An 18,440-nucleotide genomic window follows, 5' to 3' on the forward strand; every position below is an offset into this window, starting at 1 on the left:
CAGCCACAAGGAGAACCGAAAGCATGAGAAAGCGAAGTAAATTCACCCTGATCGAACTGCTGGTCGTAATCGCGATCATCGCAATCCTGGCTTCGATGCTGCTGCCCGCCCTGACCCGGGCGCGGGAGACGGCCCGGGCCTCCACCTGCCTGAGCAACCAGAAGCAGACGGCGCTGGCCATGCAGATGTATGCGTCGGACAACCGGTCGCAGATTTTCCTGAACTCCTCGGACAACCGCACCTTTGCGACTCCCCTTCTGGGTTTTCCGCTGATCGCGCCGGCGGAACAGGCTCCGGGCTGCCCCTATCTGGGGACGATCAAAACGGCGGTCTGCCCGGTCGGCGGCATGTCGGAGAACGACCGGCTCTGGAACTATGCGACGCCGGAGAAATGGGTCTGGTTCCAGTCCACCTACGGAACCAGCCACCCCGACGATTTCACGGCGGAGGAATACCTGAACGCGATGCGCCGGGTCAGGATCGGGGAAAACGATTATAATTTCGTCACGCTGAAAGGCGGCAAAATGCTGCCGCTGGCCGCCGACTCCTTCTCCAAGTGGCGGGAGGGCGGTTCGCCGTGGTATGTCATGCGCTCATGGGACTCCGACAACCTGTTTACCGCCCGGCACGGCGGCCGGGGAAACATCGTATACAGCGACGGACACGCGGCGGCAGCCTCCGGCGGGCAGGCGATCGAAGCGGGGTTCCACCACTACTTCGACGCGAATCTGGTCATGCGGGTCAACTGAGCGAGGGGAGTAAAATGAGACGATTCCTGATTCTGTTTCTCGCCGTCTGCACCGCCTGCGCGGCATGGGCGGCCCCCCGGATCACGCCGGACGGCGAAATCCTCTGCGGCCCCCTGCGGCTCCGGCTGGCATGGTTCGACGGCGAATGGCGCATGACCGGGCAGGAGCGCGGAACGGTGTTCCCGGCGCCCGGATATCCGCTGGAGCAGCCGGAACTCTTTGAGCTGGAAGGAACCTTGCGGCTCTTCCACGATGCGGGGGAGCTCCGCCTGACGGAGAGAGTCGAGCTGCTGCCCGGCGCCCTGAAATACCGGGCCGCCCTGCGCGGAAAGCCGGGAATGCCCTGCCGCTCCGCCGCGTTGATTCTCGAACTGCCGGTCGCGGAATTCGGCGGAAAGACGCTGAAGGCGGACGGGCGGCCCGTCACGCTCGATGCCGTTTCCCCGGCGGCCGCCTATCCCGAACTCCGTGCGGAACGGATCGCAATCCCGCTGCCGGAAGGCGAGCTGGTCATTTCGGGAAAACTCACCGGTTATCTTCAGGATGAACGCAATTACGGCGGGAATTTCTATTCGCTGCGGCTCCTCGGCACACCGGAACCGGGAGCGGAAACGGCGTTCAGCTGGGAGCTGCGCTTCGACGGAATCGAAACCGGCGTCACCCTGCGGCCGGCAGACAAAGCGGAGATATTCCCGGTGGACATCAGCCGGGCGGCCAATATGGCATGGCGCGACGAAACCGCGGGAGACGGCAAGGGAGGCTGGACCGATCAGGGGGAAAACGACGTCCGGGACCTAACGCCCGGGCGGCAGGTTTTCTTCGACGTCCCGTTCGAACTCCTGGACCCCGGGCGGAACGGCGGAAAAAGCTGTATGGTGTTCTCGGGCCCCGACCGCGAATATCTGCTCAAATCCGCCCGGATCGACGGAATCGGCAGGCGCGGCGAACGGCTGTACTTCCTGCATGCTCTGAGCTGGGCTCCCGAAGACGTCCGCACGGTCGCCACCGTCGAAGTCGCCTACACCGACGGCACCGCCGAACGGCTGGAGGTCAAATCCAACCGCGACGTCTGCAACTGGTGGAGCCGCGTGCGCGCCGACAACGCGCTGATCGCATGGCGCGGACGCAATCCGCAGTCGGAGACGACCCTCTATCTCTCCGGCTTCGCCCTCGATCCGGCCAGAACGGTCGAATCGCTGAAGCTGACGCCGGCCGGCAGCGCGGTCTGGATGGTCGCCGGCATTTCGATCGGCGGCGAAGTGCCCGCCCTGCGTCCGCAGATCCGCCGGAAAATCACGGCGGGGAAGGAGTTCCGGCCGTTCGAACAGCAGTTCGAGGTGGAGAAGGATTCCGCGCTGGACTTTTCGTTTCTGAACCATGTTCCGGCCGGAAAATTCGGCCGGGTCGTCGCCGCGGGGGACCATTTCGAGTTCGCGGAACGCCCAGGCGAACCGGTCCGGTTCTACGGCGTCAATCTCTGCTGGTCCGCCCACGAGCTCACGCATGCGCAGTCGGACCTTCTGGCGGTGCGGCTGGCCCGGCTCGGCTTCAACAGCGTGCGGATTCACCACTACGACATGATGCTGACCGAACGGGCGCAGAACCGGCTGGAGTTCGACGCGGAACGGCTCGACCGGCTCGACTACCTGATCGCCAGGCTGAAGGAGGCCGGCATCTATGTGACCATCGACCTCTACACCACGCGCATACCGGCCCGGGAGGATGTGCCGGACATCGAAATCCGCAGCCTGCACGATTTTCGCGCCGCCCTGCCGCTGGTGCCGAGCGTCCGGGAAAACTTCAAGGCGTTCGCCCGGAAGCTCCTGACGCACCGCAATCCGTATACCGGAAACGAATACCGCCGGGAGCCGGCGATCTTCTCGATCTGCGTGGTCAACGAAAACCTGCTGCCGGCCCCGTGGAAGGAGCATCCGCAGCTGCCGGCGCTCTACCGCAGGGCGTTCGCCGACTGGTGCGCCGGAAAGGGCATCGCCGTGCCGGCGGCCTTCGACGACTCCCCGGAGTTCCGGCGCTTCCTGCTCGACCTTCAGCAGCAGACCTACGACCGGCTTTCGGGCTTCCTGCGCGACGAGCTCGGCGTCCGGGCGCTGCTTTCGGACAACAACAACGGAGAGTCGATGAGCCAGACGCCGGAACGCGCCACGCTCGATTACACCGATTTCCACGGTTACTGGGAACACCCGGTCTTCATCGAAAAACCGTGGAGCCTGCCGCACTATTACACGCAGGAGAGCGCCGTCCGGCGCGAAGCGGCGGTGCCCCGTCTCGGCATGGCCTGCCGGATTCTCGGGAAACCCTACATGATCACCGAAACGGACTACTGCTTCCCGAACCACCAGCGCGGCGAAGGAGGGCTGCTGCTCGGCGCCTATGCCGGATTCCAGAACTGGAGCGGCATCTACCGGTTCGCCTACTCCCACTTCAACACGGCGATGTTCGAACCAGCCGCATGCACGATGTTCGACTCGGTCCGCGACCCGGTCAATCTGTTCGCGGACCGCATCGGAGCGCTGATGTTCCGGAGATTCGACGTGCAGCCCGCCCGGAGAAGCGTCCCGTTTCTGTTCACCTCCGACGATTTTCCGGGCTACGCGGTTTATCCGGCTGACTACACCCGCGCCGGGCTGCTGACCGGGATCGGCTCGCTCGACGCCTCGCGCGGACAAACCTTCGCCGGACTCGAAGGGCCGGCGGTCGTCACCGCCCCGGCCGGAAAGGCGGCGGGCGTGAAAACGGTCGTGGCGGTCGATGACAAACTGCTCGCCGGCCTGGCCGCCGCCGGAGCAATCACACTGCCTCGGAACGGCGTCTACCGCAGCGACACGGGGGAAATCACGCTCGACTCGGCCAGCGGAACGCTGCGGGTCGTGACTCCCCGCACCGAAGGGTTCGTGCTTCCGGCCGGACAGGCCGGCAAAGGGGAGCTGCTCGAACTCGCCGCGCCGGACACCTTCACCAGCTGCGTGCTGACTTCGGCCGGGATGGAACCCCTGGCCGAATCCGGAAAACTCCTGCTCTTTCAGCTCACGGACGTGATGAACAGCGGCATCACGTTCCGCGACTCGGAAAACACGGTTCTCGAGGATTACGGCACCCTGCCGCTCCTGCTGCGCCGGGGCCGGATCGGCGCGGCGCTGCGGCGCGGTGCGGAGAAGGCCGTCAAAGTCCGGGCTCTGGACATGGCCGGGCGCCGCACGGCGGAGCTGCCCGTGTCGGAAAAGGCGGGCCGCTGGCATTTCACACTCGACAACTCAATCACGGAAGAGGCGGTGCTCTGCTATGAAATCGAACGGATTTTCTGAGGCGCCCGCCAGGCGCGCCCCCGACGTATTCAGCCACTTGATCGAACGGCTCTGCCCCGCATACCGGAACCGGATCACCGCGGAACTCCGCCCGGAAGAAAAGGACGGCTTCCAGCTCGCCGATGCCCCCGGCGGACGCATCCGGATTTCGGGAAACACGCCCGTTTCGCTGGCCGCCGGGCTGAATTATTACCTGAGGGAGCGCGCCGGAGTCCACCTCTCCTGGTGCGGCGACCGGCTGGTGCTCCCTCCTGAGCCGCCCCCGGTCAGCACCGAGGTCCGCCGGGAGTTTCCGCTGCCGCTGCGGCCCTGCCTGAATTACTGCACCTTCGGCTACTCGATGGTCTGGTGGGAGTGGCCGCGCTGGGAACGCGAGATCGACTTCATGGCGCTGAACGGCATCAACATGCCGCTGGCCGTCACCGGGATCGAGGCTATTTACCTGCGCACGCTCCTGCACTTCGGTTTGAGCCGGGAGGAGATTCTCGCCTTCCTCTCCGGCCCGGCTTTCCTGCCGTGGCAGTATATGAACAATCTGGACAGCCACGCCGGGCCGCTGCCGTCGCCGTGGATCACTTCGCATCTCGCGCTCGGCCGACGCATCCTCGAACGGGAGCGGGCCTGGGGGATGAAACCGATCCTGCCCGGTTTCAGCGGACACGTGCCGGAGGCGTTCGCCCGGCTTTATCCCCGGTGCCGCTTCATCCGCAGTGAAGGGTGGTGCGGCTTCGCCCCGGTCGTAACGATCGATCCGGCCGACCCGATGTTCGCCGAGGTCAACGCCGTTTTCCTGCGGGAGCTGACCGGCGCCTTCGGCACCGACCACTATTACAGCATCGACCTTTTCCACGAACAGAGGCTCGACCGCTGTTCGCCGGACCATCTCGCCGCCTGCGGCCGCTGCGTCTCCGCGGCGCTGCTGGCCGCCGATCCGGAGGCGGTCTGGGTCATGCAGGCGTGGAGTGAACGGCCGGAGATCATCCGGAACATCCCCGCCGGACGCCTGCTGCTGCTGGACATCGGCAAGGAGCGGCTGAAGGCGACCGGCGGACTCGACGGCAGGCCGGTCGTCTGGGGGACGATCCACAGCTTCGGCGGCCAGACGGAGATCGGCGGCGACCTGGCGGCGATTCCGCGGGAAATCGCCGAACAGCGCCGGCGGTTCCCGAATCTGGCCGGCGCGGGGGCGTTCCCCGAAAGCATCGGCAATAATCCGGTGCTGTTCGAACTGGTTTTCGACTCCGCCCTCTGCGGCGGCGAGCTTGATCTGGAGCAATGGGTGCGGGGATATCTCCGACGGCGCTACGGCCGCGAATCCGCCGCGGCAGTTCAGGCCTGGCGCTTCCTGCTCCGGGACGTCTACACGGAACGGCGCGGGGACCCGATCTTTGCCGCACGCCCGGCGCTGCGGCCCGACCGGGCCAACGCCTGGGCCGGCTTCAATCCGAACGACGTGCCGCTGCACTTTTTCCCGGCCTGGGAGAAGCTGCTCGAGGCCGCCCCGGCTCTGGGCGGCTCGGACGGCTACCGGTTCGACGTGATCGACCTCGGGCGCCAGGCGCTCTCCGCCTTCGGGATGCAGCTGCACCGGAGATGCCGCACCGCATACGAAGAGCGCAATGCCGGGGAGTTCCGCCGCGCCGCCGACCGCTTTCTGGAACTGTTGAACGACTGCGACGCCCTGCTGGGCAGCCGGCCGGAATTCCGGCTCGACCGCTGGATCGCCGACGCGCGGCGGTGGGGAACCGGCCCGGCGGAGAAGGCGTATTACGAATGGAACGCACGGCTGCTCGTGACGCTGTGGGGACCGGTGGATTCGCCGGAACCGCTCTTCGATTACTGCTGCCGGGAGTGGCACGGGCTGCTGCGCGACTATTACGGCGTGCGCTGGGCGATGTTCTTCGATTACGTCACCGGGGAACTCCAGGCGGGCAGAAGCTGCGGCGAAGCGAAGCTGCCGCGCGTCGAAGGGCGGATTGCCCTGAAAGCCAACGCCTTTTACCGGGAGCTCCACCGGTTCGAACAGGCGTACGTCCGGCAGATTTCCCCGGATCGCCCTCCGGAACCCTGTCCGGACGAGCTTGCCGCGGCGCGCAGGATGTTCGAAAAATACGCACCCCGGCTTGCCGACTATCCCGTCGCCGCGCGGCGGAAAACCGGCAGCCGCCGGCCCGCCGACGTACCGGCCGGTTTTGCCGGCGACGGCGCAGTGCTGCTGTAACGCCGGTTCGCTCCTGCTGAAAGGCGGCTTCGCTCCCCGGCGGAGCCACCCCCGCCAGGCTGTCGGGAAAGCTGCCCATTTCCATGATCATAACGGCAAAACGGCAAACTTTTCCGATTATTTCATAACAACTCTTGACATTGCGGTTCTTGTTTGGTATAATATTGTCAAACACAACGTCAACCGGTTGACACAAGGAATGGAAATTGTCGAAAAGAGCCACGATACAGGATGTCGCAGATTACCTGAAAGTCTCCAAGAGCGCGGTTTCTCATGCTCTCTCGGGGCGGCGGCGAGTCAGCCCGGAACTGTCGCGGCGGCTCAACGCCGCCATTGCCGAGCTGGGGTATAAGCCGAATTTTGCGGCAAAGGTGCTGACGACGCGCTCCACCGGGCTGATCGGGGTTGTGGTCAACGAGCTCGAGAATCCGAACACGGTCACATTGCTGAATGAACTGTCGCGCGAGCTTGGAAAATCGGGATATTCGATTACTCTCTGCCTCTGTGAATCGAGGGAGGTTCAGGAAGGCTGCAAACTCATCAGCCGGATTTCGAACGGCATGGTCGATGCGATCATCAACATGCTCCCACAGCTTACGAATGAGGAGGTTCTCGCCGCAGCAGCCGATACGCCCGTACTGACCTACCGGCGCCATAAGCATTCTCCGATCATCGTCGATTACGGGCGCGGCGTCATGCAGGCGCTCGATTACCTGACCGGGCTCGGCCACAGGCGCATCGGGCTTATCTCCGTCGTGAAACTCTGTTGCGGCGATGCGGACCCGCGCGAAACCGCCTATCGGGAATACATGATCCGGAAAGGGCTCCTCGATCCGGCACTGATCTTTCCCGGCGCGGGAGACAATGCCAGCGGGTACGCCGGAACAGCCTCTCTGTTCACCCTCCCGGAACCGCCGACCGCCATCTTCGCCGGGAACGACCTGACCGCCTCCGGCGTGTTCCAGTGGGCGCACGATCACTGCCGGCGGCTGCCGGAAGAGCTCAGCGTGATCGGATTCGACAACAGTCCGCTGGCCGCAACGCTCTATCCGCGTCTCACCAGCGTGGACATTTTCGCCCCGCGGATCGCCGTGCACACCGCGCGAGTGCTGCTCTCCATGATCGGGAGGGAACAGCAGGAAGTTCCCCCCGCCGTAATTCATCCCGAACTCGTCGTCCGCGATTCCTGCAGCACGCCCGTCATGAAAAATGCCGTCCAGACGGAACCATAAAGCCGGAGAAGAATAATGAACAGAAGCAAATTCACCTTAATCGAACTTCTTGTCGTAATCGCCATCATCGCGATTCTCGCCGCCATGCTGCTGCCGGCGCTTCAGCAGGCGCGCGAGAGTGCGATGAAAAGCTCCTGCCTCGGCAACCTCAAGCAGATCGGCCTTGCGATGAACATGTACACCGACGCCGGCAAAGGGATCATTCAGATCATCGACTGGCATAAGATCGAATCATTCACGAAACTGTTGAACGGCATCGAAAAAGACGAATATGCCGCCGGAATGGTCTGCCCGAAATCCCATGCCCGTCTCAATGGGAACAACAAGCTCAACAAGTCGTATGGTATCAACAGCTGCGGTCACCTGATCGACGACCGGTTCGTCCGGGTTCGCCGCGTGACGAGCGACAAGACGAAGGAGTCGTACGTCATGTCACGGGTCGCGACTCCATCGCAGAAGCTCATGATCGTCGATGCGATCGACTGGTGGGTCAACCCCTATACGAGCCGTCCCTCCAACTACCTGACGAAAATGGAGGACTCCAACAATATGGAGATCGGCTATCGCCATCCGACCGGAGCCGGCGCCAATGTGGTGTTCTTCGACGGTCACGCAGAAGGAATGCGCGGCGGCGAGCTCGACTTCAATTTGAACAACGACGAGAACAAAAGACGCTGGGCGACTTACATCAGATGAAGAAACGCTGCACTCAACCCGGGAAACCGGCGGCTTTCCTGGCAGCCATGCTGCTGTGCTTCGCCGCCGCCGCCGAAATCAACCTGCTGAAAAATCACGGCTTCGACGCACCGGGCGCCGAAGTGCCGGGCCGGGTGCCGTACTGGAAATCGACCGGCGGCGTCTCCCTCCGGCAGACAGGCGGCGCGCTCGAACTCGTCACGTCGCCCGATGCGCCGCAGATGCGCGTGGAGCAGTTCCTGCGGCCCGCCGCCGGTTGGGGAACACTCCGCTTCAGCTGCAGAATCGACATCGACCGCATCGAACCGGTCGGAAACGCCCGCTTCGGCGTGGTTCCGAGCATCATGTTCTTCGGTGCGGACCGGAAAATTCTCGGTACGCTCGGATTGGACAATCTTCCCGGAAAGGGGTCCGGTCTTCATGAATACTCGTGTGTCTTCGCGCTGCCGCCCGGAACCGCGCAGCTTGCCGTACAGTTCCGAATCAATTCCGCAGCAGCAACCGCACGCGTCACCAGGCCGGTACTCGAGGTACTTGCCGCTCCCGGCGAAGCGGTTGACGCCCCGGCGCCGGCCGGCCGCACGGTCGACTGGGGCAAAGAGCCGGTTGTCCCGTACGGCAGTGACCGCGGCGAGATCGTCCTGAACGGGCTCTGGCGCTTCCAGCCGATTGATCCGGCACTGAACCGCGACAATCCGGCCCCCAAGGGGTGGGGGTTTGCAAATGTTCCCGGCATCTGGAATGTCAACAGCCGTGTCCCCGGCCTCGCCGCATACGGCGGCGGTCCGCTCTGGAAAAGAGCACCGGAAAACGCCGCCGCCGCCTGGTTCCGCCGTCCGCTCGATATTCCGGCGGACTGGCAGGGACGGCAGATCGAACTCGAATTCGAACGAGTCGGCACTGTTGCCGAGGTCTGGCTCGACGGCGTCCTTTGCGGCAGAGTGCAACATCCGGGCGGCGCGGTCGATATTTCCGCCGCCGCAAAACCGGGCGAACGCTCGCAGTTGACCGTCCGGGTGCCGGCTGTGTCCGACGTTACGGAAATCCTTGAAATCGAAGGCGCCGCCGCCGATCAGTTCTACAAAAAGCAGGTCAAGCTTGAGGGCAAGGGACTGACCGGGGATGTTGTGCTCCGAAGCCGTCCGGCGGGCGGCGGCTATCGGGGAGTCTTTATTCAGCCTTCGGTACGCGAAAAAAAACTGAAGCTCGAAATTGAGTTTGCGGAGCTGGACAAGGCGGCCGACTGGACGATCACCGCCCGCGTCCTGAAGCCGGACGGCTCCGAAGCAAAGCGCTTTCCGGCGCATACCGTTCGCCTGATGCCCGATCCGGCCGGAGAAGCCGTCGTTCGGCTCGACTGCCCCTGGGCCGACCCGGAGCTCTGGGATCTCGACCGTCCGAACCTCTATAACCTTGAGCTTGCACTGACCGGAAACGGCCGGACCGAAACAGTTCTCGAACGGTTCGGGTTCCGCGAATTTCACATCGAGGGGCGGGAGTTCTTCCTGAACGGGCGGAAGTTCAACCTGCGCCCGATGGTGCTCTCCGGCTGGTCCAGCCCGACTTTCACGCTCGAAGGGATGCAGGGGGCGATCGAAGGCTGGCGGAAGGCCGGCTTCAACATCCACGAAGTCTGGCCGCAGGAGGATTTCCCCGGCAAGCTCGTCTATCCCGAACGCGCCTGCCTCGACTATGCCGCCGAAACCGGCTGGCCCGTGATCGCCGATCTGCCGTCGATGCGCTCCATGCGCCTGACCTTCCTCTCCGACGCGAAAGGCGCCGCCGAGTGGCAGGAGCGGGTCAAAGCCAAGCTGCGCAAATACCGCAACAACCCGGCGATCCTGATGTGGGTCCACTCGGTCAACTCCTTCAACGGGATCAACGACCAGGATCCGCACTATATCGGGCAGCCGGAAAAATTCTTCGCGGACGGCATCGGAATCACGAACGCGCTCCCGGCCGGGCGGCGCGTCTCTGAAATCCTGCGCAAACTCGACCCGACCCGACCGAAATTCTCCCACGCCGGACAAATCGGCGATGTCTACACTGCCAACAACTATCTGAGCATGATTCCGCTTCAGGAACAGGAAGAGTGGCTCTCTGATTACGTGCAGTTCGGAACCCGCCCCTATCTCGCCGTGGAGTTCGGCTTCATCGGCGGTTTCGATTTCCGGCGCGGCCGTTCGGCCTATCGTTTCACGAACAAGACCGAACGGCAGATGACCGAACATCTTGCGGCATTCTACGGCCGGGAAGCATATGAGAAGGAGTCGATGCAGGCCGCTTGCGACAACCGCAATGCATTCATCGGAGGCCAGCTTTACCGCAGCACCGATGCGTTCGTGCCCGACAAGCTTGCGCTTGATCTCTTCGCCCGGATGAACCGGCAGGTGTTCCGCAGCTGGCGCACGGCGGGATGCAGCGGCGGCATGATTCCGTGGATGATCAAAGACGGTTACGACCTCGGCCGTCTTGACAAATCGCTGCTGCAGAAATCCACAGCGACCGTAAAATCCCCGCCCTTCCGGCCCGGGCGCCGCGGTTTCTACCGCCCTTACCTGACGCGCGAAGAACGCTACTGCATCGGGCCGGAGGCCGCGGTGCCGAATGTCGCGGGGAAAGCACTCACAGAAGTCAATTCCGCAACACTCGCATGGCTCGGCGGGGCGAAAATTCCCGGCGACCGGGCGGACTTCACCGAAAAAAGTCACAGCTTCTACGGCGGAGAAACGCTCCGCAAACAAGTCGTTCTTCTCAACGATCTGCGGCAGGCAGCCGATTACAGCTATGAGCTGCGGCTGGTCTGCGACGGAGAAGAACTGGCGATGCGGCGGGGAACCGGAATCATCGATGCGGCGGGCAAGCTGCTGCTGCCGGTGGAATTCAAATTGCCGGCGACCGGGAAAAAACGCGATGCGGAGCTCCGGCTCTCCGCCCGAATCAGCGGGAACACCCATAGCGATATGTTCAAGCTGCGCATTTTCCCGCCACGCCCGAAACCGGCGGAACCGGAGATTTCCGTATGGGACCCCAAAGGCGATACGACAAAATTTCTGATCTCGGCAGGTTACCGTGTACAGGCGGCGAAAACCCCTCCCGCACCTCCTGCACTGCTGGTGATTGGCCGTGACTGTCTTGCTGACGGCCGGTCCCTTCCGCCGAACTTCGGAAAATTCGTCGCAGACGGCGGAACGCTGCTCGTCATGGCGCACCGAAGCTATGGTGACGAGTTCCGTTACGGCCGTTTTGTCCAGCGGCAGGTATTTCCGGTCGACGACACATCGCCTGTCATTGCGGGGCTGGATCGTGAGGATCTGCGCGACTGGCGCGGCTCCGGCACGCTCATCGAAGCATACCCGAAAACAACCACCCTCAAACAGCTTGAATGGGGCTGGCACTGGGGCAACCGCGGTTCGGTTGCAAGCCGCACCATCGAAAAGCCGCATCACGGCGGCTGGACGCCGCTGCTGGAGAGCGACTTCGATCTCCAGTACACGCCGCTTATGGAACTTGCCCGCGGAAAGGGCGGAGTGATTGTCTGCCAGCTCGACTTTGAGGACAATCTCGCCGATCCGGCGGCAATGCGGCTGTTCGACAACCTGATCGGCTACGCGAGAAACCGAAAATTCATCCCGCGCAGTTGCCGCACCGTCTATCTCGGCAGTACGGACGGGCAGAAACAGCTGAACTCCTTCGGGCTTGTATTCAGGAAGGCCGACACAATTCCCGGCGATGCCGACCTCATCCTCGTCGGGGCGGGAGCCCGGACAACTCGTTCCGAACTCGAAACGGCCGTGAAGCGCGGCGCGAAGGTTGCCGTGCTCGGCCCGGAGCCGGCAATCAGGCTTTTCGGCCTCGACCTGCAGAAGAAGCAGGAGTTCCGCGGCTCTCTGAATCCGCCCTCCTGGCCGGAAGCGGCGGGAATGTCGGCCAGCGACCTGCGCTGGCGCTCTCCGCTTGATGCCGAACTGCTGAAACCGGTCCCGGGACTCGAAATCGGCGCGGATGGGCAGCTCGGACGGATCGCCCTTCCCGGCGGCAGCATCATCCTTTCGCTGCTCGACCCGGAACGGCTCAATACGGTGAAGCATCCCTACTGGCGGTTCACGCGCTGGCGGCAGACCCGGGCGCTGAATCAGCTGCTTGCCAATCTGGGCGGAGTGTTTGAAACGGATAAACTCTTTCCTTCCGAAACACCGTCCGTTCCGACGCGAATCGATTTCGCCGACCGCTGGCACGGCAAACTCCTTGTTCCGATGAACAAGGCCCCCGCACCGCTGAAGGATCCGGGATTTTCCGCAGAAGCGAAGGAGGCGGTCAAGCCGGAATTCGATGACTCGTCATGGCCGCTTGCGGATCTGCCGTTCATCTGGCAGCGGCAGGCATGGAACGACCCTGAATGGGGAGACCGGAACGGCGAAGCCGTATTCCGGCGTGAAATTCATCTTCCTCCGGAGCTTGCCGGAAAACCGCTGAAGCTCGATCTCGGCGTCATTGACGACGGAGACGACACTTTCTTCAACGGCAAACTCGTCGGGCGAACCGGCGATTACCGGGCATTCCGCAGTTACACGGTTCCGGGGCACTTGGTGAAGGCGGGACGCAACGTGATCGCCGTACGCATCTTCGACAACTTTGGAGACGGCGGCTTCACCAGTTCGGCAAAGACATTCCGGATTCCGTTGCAAAACGATATCGTCGGTTTATATCACACTGATTATCAGGACACGGATTTCCGGAACGCCGACCATCCGCACCGCTATCACCGCTGGTAAGCGCAGCGCACCGGTTCGCGCCCCGCCCGACCTGCCCATCGGCCTTTCGAACGAAAATGCCGGCTTTGCTTTTATTCCGCTCCCGATTGCAGCACCTTTTCACCACGGCAATGCCGGTTATTTGTCCGGTGCGCATCATTATTTCATATTTATCACAAAACCAGCCTTGAATTCACATTTTATTGACATATATTAAAATAAAATCAACATTATTTTATTCTCAGGCAATCGGGGAGCTCCCATGTCAATCGCGGTCGGCTATGCGTTCTGCTGTCTGTTCTTCGCGGCGCTGAATGATTTCGTCTTCAAGCTGTTCGCCAGGAAGGAGCGGTCGCGCGGACTTTTCGTCGCCGTCGCCGGGAGCGTCTGGTTCGCGCTGCTCGCATTCCTGCCGTGGAGTCCGGAGAGCGATTTCGGGGCGACGCTGCTCTGGGGAGCGGTTTCGGGAGCGCTGTCGGTCACCTCGAATCTGCTGCTCATCGAGGCGATGTCGCACAACAGCGCCGGGATGTGCGCGACGATCTTCCGGCTCAATCTTGTGCTGGTCGTGCTTTCGGCCGCGCTCCTGCTCGACGAGACGCTCACGCTTCTCCAATGGTGCGGCGTGCTGCTGGCCGCGCTCGCCGTGCTCGCCTTCCTGCCCGCCGGCGGGGACGCAAAGAAACTGCGGAATGCCGGGCTCATTCTCGTGCTGGCCGCGGCGGCGTTGCGCTCCGGCATGGGGATCGCATACAAATACGGCTTCACGCAGGGGGCGGACCGGAACGGCATCATCCTGATCAACAGCATCTTCTGGATCGTCTGCGGCGGATTCTACGCGCTGTTCCGCGAAAAAGCGGCGTTCCGGCCCGAGCGCAAGGTGCTGCGTTACGGGCTTCTCTCCGGCTTTCTGCTGGCCGGAATCGTGGTCTTTATGGCGCTGTCACTCGAACAGGGCAGCGCAAGCGTGGTCCTGCCGGTCGCCCAGATGAGCTTCCTCGGCACCTTCCTGCTCAGCGCGCTGCTGCTGAAGGAAAAGCTGAGTCTCTGCAAGGCTGCCGCGCTGCTGTCGGGCTCGGCGGCGATCATTCTGCTGACCGTCGGCGGCTGAACAACGATTTTTGCAAAAAAATCGGAATTGCCGGTTGCATTTGTCCGTTTCGGCATCATGTTAAAGATAATGAAATGCTTCCCCCCTCCGCATGTACGGCAGTGGGTTTGAAGCAGCGTTGGATAACATGTAATCCCTGTTCAGTTTCACCTCAACAACCCAAAGGAGTCGAAACGATGGAAAAGGTCAGAATCGGAGTCATCGGCTGCGGTTATATGGCGCAGACGGCGCACATTCCCTGCCTGGCGATGAATCCGGCGGCGGAACTTGCCGCCGTGTGCAGCCGCCGCGTCGAAGTGGCGGAGGCGGTCGCGCGCCGCTGGGGTGTGCCGTTCGCGTGCGGCAGCGAAGAGGAACTGCTTTCCCGCGAACTCGACGCCGTATTCGTGCTGACGCCGGTGCAGTGGCACCTTGCGAACGTCGGGGAAGCGCTGAAAGCCGGCAAAGCCGTCTTCACCGAAAAACCGGCCGCGATGTCGGTGGAGTCCGCCCGGAAGCTTGCCGCCGCGGCCGCCGCGGCCGGGAAAGGGGTCTCGGTCGGCTACATGAAGCGGCATGATGCGAACCTTGCGGAGCTCCGCAGGATTCTGGACGAAAAAAAGTGGGGGAAGCTCCTGTTCCTCCGCGCCCACGCTTTCATCGGCAGCCACTGGAACGCCGCGATCGACAGCCTCGTGCCGGTGGTCCGCGCCACCTCTCCGGCCCCGGCTTTCGACGCCGCGCCGCTCGACCCGGGCCCGGCCTTCCTCAAAGCTCCGCGCGACGCGAAGTTCTACTCGTTCGACAACCCGTACTACGGGCTGCTCGACACCGGCTGCCACTCGATCAACCTGCTGCGCTTCCTGGCCGGGACGGAGCCGAAGGTGATCTCCGCCTCCGAGCGCGGCGGCGCCAAGTTTGCGGAGCTTGATTTCGGCGGCGTCACCGGGACCTTCGAATTCTGCGTGAACTTCAACATGCGCCGCTGGGACGAGGTGACCGAGCTCTGCTTCGAACGCGCGTCGATCCGCATCCTGACGCCGCCGCCGCTTGAGATGCAGTCCTCCTCCACGGTCGAAATTTACGATGAAGCCGGCGCGCTCTCGCGGCGGTTCACGCTCGAAAACAACCGCCAGTGGTCGTTCCGGCTCCAGACCGATGCGTTCGTGGAAAAGGTCCGGGCCGGAGACAACTCCGCCGCCGACCTCGCCGACGCGGAAAAGGACATCGCCGTCATCGAAGCAATCAGCCAGGCTCTTCATCAATAAAGAAAGGACAGACTCATGAAAAGCGCATTCCACACCGGCGTAAAAGAGATCACGATCCGCGAGACCCCGGTGCCGACGCCGGGTCCCGGCGAATACCTCGTCAGGATCAAAGCCTGCGCCATCTGCGGCTCAGACACCTGGTGGGCCAGCCCGGCCTCGGACACGGAGCCGGTGCACGGCCACGAGTCGGCCGGCGTCATCGAAGCCTGCGGCCCCGGAGCGACCCGGTACAAGGTCGGCGACCGGGTCGTCTGCTACGCAATCCGCGGCTGCGGCAGCTGCGAAAACTGCCGGAACGGGATTCCGACCCGCTGCGCGTCGAGCCAGTTCGTCGAAGGGGGCTTTCAGGAGTATTCGCTCTTCACGGCCGATCTGCTCTTTCCGTGTCCGGAGGGGATTGACTTCGTCACGGCGTCGCTGCTGTCGGATGCGATCGGAGTACCGCTGCGCGGGCTCCGGCGGCTGCCGCCCGCACCGACCGATTCGGTCACGGTCTGGGGGCTCGGCCCGCTCGGGCTGCTGCAGGTGCTCTTCCTGCGGGCCCGTGGAGTGAAGCAGATCATCGGGCTCGACACGGTCGAGGCGCGACGGAAGAAGGCGCTCGAACTCGGCGCGGACTTCGTGCTCGACCCCGCCGGCTGCGACGTGGTTGCCGAAGTTGCAAAGCTCTGCGGCGGCGACGGGGCCGACAAGGCCTACACCTTCGTGCGGAACGCGCAGGCGACCGAGACGGCCGTCAGGAGCACGAAGAAAGGCGCCGGAATCTGCACCTTCGTCGGGCTCGAAGGAAACTTCAACCTGCCGGAGTGGCTCGAACGGACGATGGTCTGGTCGTTCTACTTCACGCCGGACGAGTATTCCGACAACGTCCGTTTCCTGCAGGAGCACCGGATCGACCTCAGGCGGGTCGTCTCCGACGTATTCCCGCTCGACCGGATCGGCGAGGCTTTCGCAAAACGCTTCGCGGACCGGGAGCATTCGACGAAGATCGTCATTACAATGGATTGAATCGCGTCTCCGGGTGCCGGAAAATCCCGTTCCGGCATTCCCAACCGGAAAAAACCGAAAATTTCCGGAAAATAATTGAAAAATGGTTTGATTTTAAATTTTTTCAGCTTATAGTAAGAGGTGTTCCAGGTTTGATTTGTTCAGGCTCCTATACGCAATTTCTCCTCTTCATAATTACTCCTCTAAGCGTCTGAAGAAACAAACCTGGAACCCTTTTTCTGTTCCCGCGCCCGTTCCCCTTCCGGAACGGGCGTTTTTTTGTTGACAAGGCGGCTGTCGGGGTGTACGTTATCAGAAACGAAGGGAACAGACGCATCATGACCACTCCGACGATCCTCATCGACGCATACAGCCAGATTTTCCGTGCCTACTACGCCATCCGCCAGCTGAACAACTCCAGGGGGGAGCCGACCAATGCGGTCTTCGTCTTCGCGCGCATGCTGCTGAAGCTTGAGAAGGAGTACCCGTCTGACGCGGGTGCGCTCTGTTTCGACTGCGGAAAGGTGCAGTTCCGGCTCGAACTCGCGCCGGAGTACAAGGCGAACCGCCCGGAGATGCCGGAGGAGCTGCGCGTCCAGATTCCGGTGATCCGGGAGCTGGCCGCCGCGTTCGGCTGGCCGCTGCTGCAGGAGCCGGAGTACGAGGCGGACGACCTGATCGCGGCCTTCGCCCGCCGCGCCGCCGGGCCGGTACTCATCGTCAGCTCCGACAAGGACCTTTCGCAGCTCGTCGACGCCGAAGTGAAGATGCTGGTCCCGGCGCCGAAAAACGGCTTCGAGGAGCGTGATGCTGCCGGGGTGAAAGCGAAGTTCGACGTGCCGCCGGAGCTGATCGTGGACTATCTCGCGCTGATCGGCGATGCGTCGGACAACATTCCCGGCGTTCCCGGCGTCGGCCCCAAGACCGCCGCCCGGCTCCTGAACGCGTTCGGCCCGGCCGAGAGCTGGCTGGACGACCCCGCCCGCATCGGGGACCCGAAGCTGCGCGCCAGACTCGAAGGGCAGTTCGACGTGATCCGGAAAAACCGCAAACTCATCGCGCTCAAGGACGCCCTGCCCGACCGCTTCGATCCCCCCGCCCCACACCTGCGCCGCACCGCGCCCGACTGGGCGAAAATCCGCGAAATCTGCGAAAGAATGGAACTCAGGAGTGTGCTGAAGGAGCTGCCGGAGCCACCGGCTGCCCCGGCCCGGCCGGAGGCGGCGGAGGACGATCTCTTCAGCTTCCTCGCCTCTCCCGCTCCCGAAACGCCGAAGCCGGAGCCCGGAATGGAACAGGGCGAACTCTTCTGAGGAGTGTTCTCCGGAAAGCGCATCAGCGCATTTTCTCTATGATCTCCGGCGCAAGCCACGAAGGGCGGTTCCGGTATTCGCAGGCGAATGCGATCAGGTTTAGGGGTGGTGCATTTTCAGGTGCCCATTAGTGGTGCATTTTGGCCGCCCGCTGACAGCTTATTAAGCTGAACAAAGAAGTGGAGGATCTGGAAGCGCGTATTGAATAGCTGAAAACTCAACGTGAGCGGACAGCAAAAGATCCGGCGCCGCGATTGGAGGCTGAATTTCGAAAACTCCGGCGAATATCGGAACTGTTCAAGATGGATTCACAGGATAAGTCCGGAGTGAGTCTGAGCGTGAAAACTTACGTGAAAAGCGTAACAATCAGTGCTGACGGAGAGTATACTATCCTGCTGAATGACAACCTTTTAAGCAGTACGTCCAAAAACAAAAATGGCAGCCCCGCAAGGATTCGAACCTCAACTAAATGAACCAGAATCACTTGTGCTACCATTACACCACGGGGCTGCATCAAATTGCGGCTTTTTGTCTGCCACGCTTTTTAATATAGTCGGCCATTGCCGGAATGCAAGCTCAAAATATAAGATTTCCGGATTTTTTTCATATTTCGTCCCCCTCCCGGCAAACATCCGGACCGCGTTCTTCTTTCCCTCTCAGGGAACGGTGCGAAAACGTTCCTTTTTTCCGGCCGCGGGGAGAAAAAAGGTTGCAATTCATTTTATCCGGAATTATTGTATAAGGAAGAGGTTTTATCTGCATAGGTTCCGGCGGCGTTGCAGGTTCGCCGGGCGGCTCAACCGAGAA

General features: G+C 62.5%; 10 protein-coding genes and 1 tRNA gene. 10 read left to right on the forward strand and 1 reads right to left on the reverse strand.

Annotated features, from left to right (window positions below; translation table 11 throughout):
- Positions 1-23 precede the first annotated feature (23 nt).
- From FYJ85_RS22895 to FYJ85_RS01800, 10 genes are all read left to right on the forward strand, one after another.
- Positions 24-749 carry a prepilin-type N-terminal cleavage/methylation domain-containing protein gene (locus FYJ85_RS22895; RefSeq protein ID WP_206212922.1) on the forward strand — a complete coding sequence of 242 codons (726 nt, stop codon included), beginning with the start codon at positions 24-26 and terminating at the stop codon, positions 747-749.
- A gap of 14 nt (positions 750-763) precedes the next feature.
- Positions 764-4,072: a cellulase family glycosylhydrolase gene (locus FYJ85_RS01760; RefSeq protein WP_206212923.1), complete on the forward strand. Its 3,309-nt coding sequence runs from the start codon at positions 764-766 to the stop codon at positions 4,070-4,072.
- Positions 4,050-6,293, forward strand: a complete 2,244-nt coding sequence (locus tag FYJ85_RS01765) for an alpha-N-acetylglucosaminidase (protein WP_154416798.1) — start codon at positions 4,050-4,052, stop codon at positions 6,291-6,293. Before FYJ85_RS01760 ends, FYJ85_RS01765 begins: the two co-directional genes overlap by 23 nt.
- A 206-nt stretch (positions 6,294-6,499) precedes the next feature.
- Positions 6,500-7,525 carry a LacI family DNA-binding transcriptional regulator gene (locus FYJ85_RS01770; RefSeq protein WP_154416799.1) on the forward strand — a complete coding sequence of 342 codons (1,026 nt, stop codon included), beginning with the start codon at positions 6,500-6,502 and terminating at the stop codon, positions 7,523-7,525.
- Positions 7,526-7,540: 15 nt separating this feature from the next.
- Positions 7,541-8,221, forward strand: coding sequence for a DUF1559 family PulG-like putative transporter (locus tag FYJ85_RS22900; protein ID WP_158703946.1), 681 nt, complete (start codon positions 7,541-7,543; stop codon positions 8,219-8,221).
- Positions 8,218-12,996, forward strand: coding sequence for a glycoside hydrolase family 2 protein (locus FYJ85_RS01780; RefSeq protein ID WP_154416800.1), 4,779 nt, complete (start codon positions 8,218-8,220; stop codon positions 12,994-12,996). The genes FYJ85_RS22900 and FYJ85_RS01780 overlap by 4 nt, the downstream gene beginning before the upstream one ends.
- Before the next feature lie 241 nt (positions 12,997-13,237).
- Positions 13,238-14,086 carry an EamA family transporter gene (locus tag FYJ85_RS01785; RefSeq protein WP_154416801.1) on the forward strand — a complete coding sequence of 283 codons (849 nt, stop codon included), beginning with the start codon at positions 13,238-13,240 and terminating at the stop codon, positions 14,084-14,086.
- A 176-nt stretch (positions 14,087-14,262) separates the two neighbouring features.
- Entirely contained in the window at positions 14,263-15,333 is a 1,071-nt protein-coding gene (locus tag FYJ85_RS22905) for a Gfo/Idh/MocA family protein (protein ID WP_206212924.1), read from the forward strand.
- Between the two features lie 15 nt (positions 15,334-15,348).
- Positions 15,349-16,341: a zinc-dependent alcohol dehydrogenase gene (locus FYJ85_RS01795; protein WP_154416803.1), complete on the forward strand. Its 993-nt coding sequence runs from the start codon at positions 15,349-15,351 to the stop codon at positions 16,339-16,341.
- A gap of 317 nt (positions 16,342-16,658) precedes the next feature.
- On the forward strand, positions 16,659-17,633 hold the full coding sequence (locus FYJ85_RS01800) for a 5'-3' exonuclease (RefSeq protein WP_154416804.1): 975 nt from the start codon (positions 16,659-16,661) through the stop codon (positions 17,631-17,633).
- A 436-nt stretch (positions 17,634-18,069) separates the two neighbouring features.
- Here the strand turns inward: FYJ85_RS01800 and FYJ85_RS01805 are convergent.
- Positions 18,070-18,143, reverse strand: a tRNA-Gln gene (locus FYJ85_RS01805).
- Positions 18,144-18,440 lie beyond the last annotated feature (297 nt).

Origin of the sequence: Victivallis lenta (assembly GCF_009695545.1) — a bacterium.
Classification (GTDB): domain Bacteria; phylum Verrucomicrobiota; class Lentisphaeria; order Victivallales; family Victivallaceae; genus Victivallis; species Victivallis lenta.